4 protein-coding genes are annotated in these 3,921 nt (G+C 70.7%); 3 read left to right on the top strand and 1 reads right to left on the bottom strand.

Features of this window, described 5'->3' with window-relative positions:
• Positions 1–117 precede the first annotated feature (117 nt).
• Together VFV89_RS07755 and VFV89_RS07760 are read left to right on the top strand one after the other, a co-directional pair.
• Entirely contained in the window at positions 118–1,416 is a 1,299-nt protein-coding gene (locus tag VFV89_RS07755) for an aspartate kinase (RefSeq protein WP_414690357.1), read from the top strand.
• Positions 1,413–2,477 (top strand): aspartate-semialdehyde dehydrogenase, encoded by a 1,065-nt coding sequence (locus VFV89_RS07760; RefSeq protein ID WP_329705348.1) that lies wholly within the window; start codon positions 1,413–1,415, stop codon positions 2,475–2,477. The genes VFV89_RS07755 and VFV89_RS07760 overlap by 4 nt, the downstream gene beginning before the upstream one ends.
• A 7-nt stretch (positions 2,478–2,484) precedes the next feature.
• On the opposite strand, the gene VFV89_RS07765 is transcribed toward VFV89_RS07760, so the two are convergent.
• On the bottom strand, positions 2,485–3,111 hold the full coding sequence (locus VFV89_RS07765) for a hypothetical protein (RefSeq protein ID WP_329705349.1): 627 nt from the start codon (positions 3,109–3,111) through the stop codon (positions 2,485–2,487).
• Positions 3,112–3,377: 266 nt separating this feature from the next.
• On the opposite strand from VFV89_RS07765, the gene VFV89_RS07770 reads away from it, so the two are divergent.
• A complete protein-coding gene (locus VFV89_RS07770; protein ID WP_329705350.1) occupies positions 3,378–3,704 on the top strand; it encodes a hypothetical protein in 327 nt (108 codons plus the stop codon).
• Positions 3,705–3,921 lie beyond the last annotated feature (217 nt).

Here is a 3,921-nt window from a genome sequence, read left to right on the forward strand (position 1 = left end):
GAGATGCTCGACGCTGAGATGCTCGGCTCGGAGGGCTCGGCGCCCCGGTAGACTCGCCAGCGGTCGCGGCGCAGCGCGGCGTGGTCCCGGTCGACGACCGGGACGGGCGGCCGGGAGATGCCAACCGACCCTCGAGGACTACCAGTGGGCATTGTCGTGCAGAAGTACGGCGGCTCGTCCGTCGCTGACGCGGCCGGGATCAAGCGAGTCGCGCAACGCATCGTCGCCACCCGCAAGGCCGGCCACGACGTCGTCGTGGTGGTCTCGGCCATGGGTGACACGACCGACGAGCTGCGGGACCTCGCCGAGCAGGTGACGCCGCTGCCGCCCCCGCGCGAGCTCGACATGCTGCTCACCGCGGGCGAGCGCATCTCGATGGCGCTGGTGGCGATGGCGATCTCCGACCTCGGGTTCACCGCGCGGTCGTTCACCGGCTCCCAGGCCGGCGTGATCACCGACTCCGCGCACGGCAGGGCCAAGATCATCGACATCACGCCGGGCCGGATCGAGGCGGCGATCCGCGACGGCGCGATCGCGATCGTGGCCGGCTTCCAGGGCGTCTCGCAGGACACCAAGGACATCACCACGCTCGGCCGCGGCGCCTCCGACACCACCGCGGTGGCGCTGGCCGCGACGCTGGGCGCCGAGGTCTGCGAGATCTACAGCGACGTCGACGGTGTGTTCACCGCCGACCCGCGGATCGTGCCGACGGCCCGCAAGCTCGACCGGGTCTCCACCGAGGAGATGCTCGAGATGGCCGCGTCGGGCGCCAAGATCCTCCACCTGCGGTGCGTCGAGTACGCCCGCCGCTACCAGATGCCGGTCCATGTCCGCTCCTCCTTCTCCACCAAGGAGGGCACCTGGATCGTCCCCGTACCCGAGGGAGAAGAGCCCGTGGAACAGGCCATCATCGCCGGAGTCGCACACGACCGGAGCGAGGCGAAGATCACCGTCGTCGGCGTACCCGACAAGGTCGGCGAGGCCGCCCGCATCTTCGAGGCGCTGGCCTCGGTCGAGATCAACCTCGACATGGTCGTCCAGAACGTCTCGGCAGCCGCCACCGGCCTCACCGACATCTCGTTCACGCTGCCGCGCGCCGACGGCAACACCGCGATGTCGGCGCTGGCCAAGATCCAGGACGAGGTGGGCTACGACAAGCTGCTCTACGACGACCAGATCGGCAAGGTCTCGCTGATCGGTGCCGGCATGCGCTCCCACCCGGGCATTACCGCGAAGTTCTTCTCGGCTCTGGCCGCGGCCGGCGTCAACATCGAGATGATCTCCACCTCGGAGATCCGGATCTCGGTGATCGTCGACGAGGGCCAGGTCGACGACGCCGTGCGCGCCACCCACAGTGCCTTCGACCTCGACGCCCACGAGGTCGAGGCGGTCGTCTACGGAGGCACCGGCCGATGAGCAGGACCTTCAACATCGGCGTCGTCGGCGCGACCGGGCAGGTCGGGGTCGCGATGCGCCAGATCCTGGCCGAGCGTGACTTCCCGGTCGGGGACGTCCGCTTCTTCGCCTCGCCGCGCTCGGCCGGCACCACGCTGCCGTTCGCGGGCCCCAACGGCTGGCAGAGCATCACCGTCGAGGACGCGTCGACCGCCGACCCGAGCGGGCTGGACATCGCGCTGTTCTCGGCCGGCGCGACGACCTCGCGAGCGCTCGCGCCGTCGTTCGCGGAAGCCGGGGTGATCGTGATCGACAACTCCAGCGCGTTCCGCAAGGACCCCGATATCCCGCTGGTCGTCTCCGAGGTCAACCCGCAGGACGCCGCCGGGGTGATCGCGGCGGGCCGGGGCATCATCGCCAACCCCAACTGCACGACCATGGCCGCGATGCCGCCCCTCAAGGCGCTGCACGACGAGGCCGGCCTGGTCCGGCTGATCGCGTCGACCTACCAGGCCGTCTCGGGCTCGGGTGTCGCCGGTGTCGAGGAGCTGGCGACCCAGGTTGCGGCGGTGGGCGACAAGGCGCGCGAGCTGGCCTACGACGGTGAGGCGGTGGCGTTCCCCGAGCCGGTGACGTACGCCCGCACCATCGCCTACAACGTGCTGCCGTTCGCCGGCTCGATCGTCGACGACGGGCTCGAGGAGACCGACGAGGAGCAGAAGCTGCGCAACGAGTCGCGCAAGATCCTCGGCATCCCCGACCTGCCGGTCTCGGGCATCTGCGTGCGCGTCCCGGTCTTCACCGGCCACTCGCTGGCGATCAACGCCGAGTTCGAGCGGCCGCTGACCCCGGCCCGGGCCCGCGAGGTGCTCGCGAAGGCTCCCGGGGTCGAGCTCAGCGACGTCCCGACCCCGCTCCAGGCGGCCGGCAAGGACCCGTCGTACGTCGGCCGGATCCGTCAGGACCCCGGGGTGCCCGGCGACCGCGGGCTGGCGTTCTTCGTCTCCGGCGACAACCTCCGCAAGGGCGCCGCGCTCAACACGGTGCAGATCGCCGAGCTGGTGGTCGCCGCCACGGTCTGAGCCGGTCTCAGGAGCTCTCGACGAAGGTCGTGGAGACCCAGTGCGACAGCAGGAACGTCGCCACCGAGGCGAGCGGGATGACGATGGCCATCCACCACTCGAAGATCGAGCCGACCAGGAACAGCAGCGTGACCACGCTGAGCAGCCCGACCGCCAGGAAGCTGGTGCTGCCGGGCTCGGGGACTCCGGCCATGCGCAGCAGGGCGGAGCCGACCAGCACGGCGACGACCAGGATGGCCACGAGCAGGAAGAACCCCTGACCGCCGCACGAGGAGGTGCCCTTGACGGCGGTGCAGATGCGCAGCGCGCCGGCGGTGGCCCCGACGATCACGGCGCCGACGACCAGACCGGTCAGCGCGGCGGCAGGGGTGCCGCCCAGCCACGGCTCGCGCTGCGGCCTCGGCTGCGCCGCGGCCTCGGGCTGTGCGGTGGCGACCGGGGCCGGGACGGGCGTGGGCTCGGAGGTGTCGTCGAAGATCGTCACGGGGGTGTCGTCGGGTGCCTCCTGGACCGGCGCGGCGGCGGGGACAGCCGCCATGGGCTCGGCCGTCTTCTTCCGCCGCCGGAACAGCGACCGCGGCTCCAACGACGGCGGCTCCAGCGACGCAGGGCGCCTGTCGCGGTCGTCGGCCATGGCCCCGATCCTCTCAGAGTGGCGCACGTGCAACCCGGCTGAGACGGACCTGCCGATCCGTCAATCAAACCATGACGCCGGACTGGACCACCTACCTATGGGTGAGGCCCGATGGGGCATCGGCAACCGAGTTGGCTAGGGTGAATCCCGCCTGAGTTCGTCCAAGGGGGGCTTTGATGAATCTCGATGCGGCCGCCTGGTCCTGCTCATTCTGTGGAAAACGTGGCACCGACGACACCCGATTCGCCGGTGGCCTCGGTGCCCTCATGTGCACCGACTGCCTCGAGAAGTTCACCGCGGCGTTCGCCGCGCCCGAGAACGTGAACGCGACGATCATCGGCTGGTCCGACGAGGACATGACGGACGCAGACATGCTGGCCCGGCTACCCCTGATCGCGGCGACCGCGACGCAGGTCGACCGCTACCTGCGTGCCTGGGTCGCCAGGATCCGCGAGCGCCACATCTCCTACGCCGAGATCGGCAAGGCGCTCGGGGTCTCCCGCCAGGCCGCCTGGGAGCGGTTCAGCCGCGTGGTCGAGTCCGGGACCGGCGCGTCCGGCCAGGGCAACGCCGCGGCCGAGAAGCGCTCCTGACGCCGACCGCCTGCGTCCGGAACCCCCGCCAGATGCGGAGGCTCCCGGCCGCAGGGCGACCGGGAGCCAACCGAACGTCGGGCTGACAGTGTGCTGGCTCAGGACATCGGAATGGGGTGTCTCACGACATCGGCATAGCGTGTCGCAGGTCATCGGCATGGCTGGGTCTGGCATGGCTCGGCCATGTCGAACTCGTCGAGCTCATCGAAGCGGCGGC

Origin of the sequence: Nocardioides sp. (assembly GCF_036274455.1) — a bacterium.
Classification (GTDB): Bacteria; Actinomycetota; Actinomycetes; order Propionibacteriales; family Nocardioidaceae; genus Nocardioides.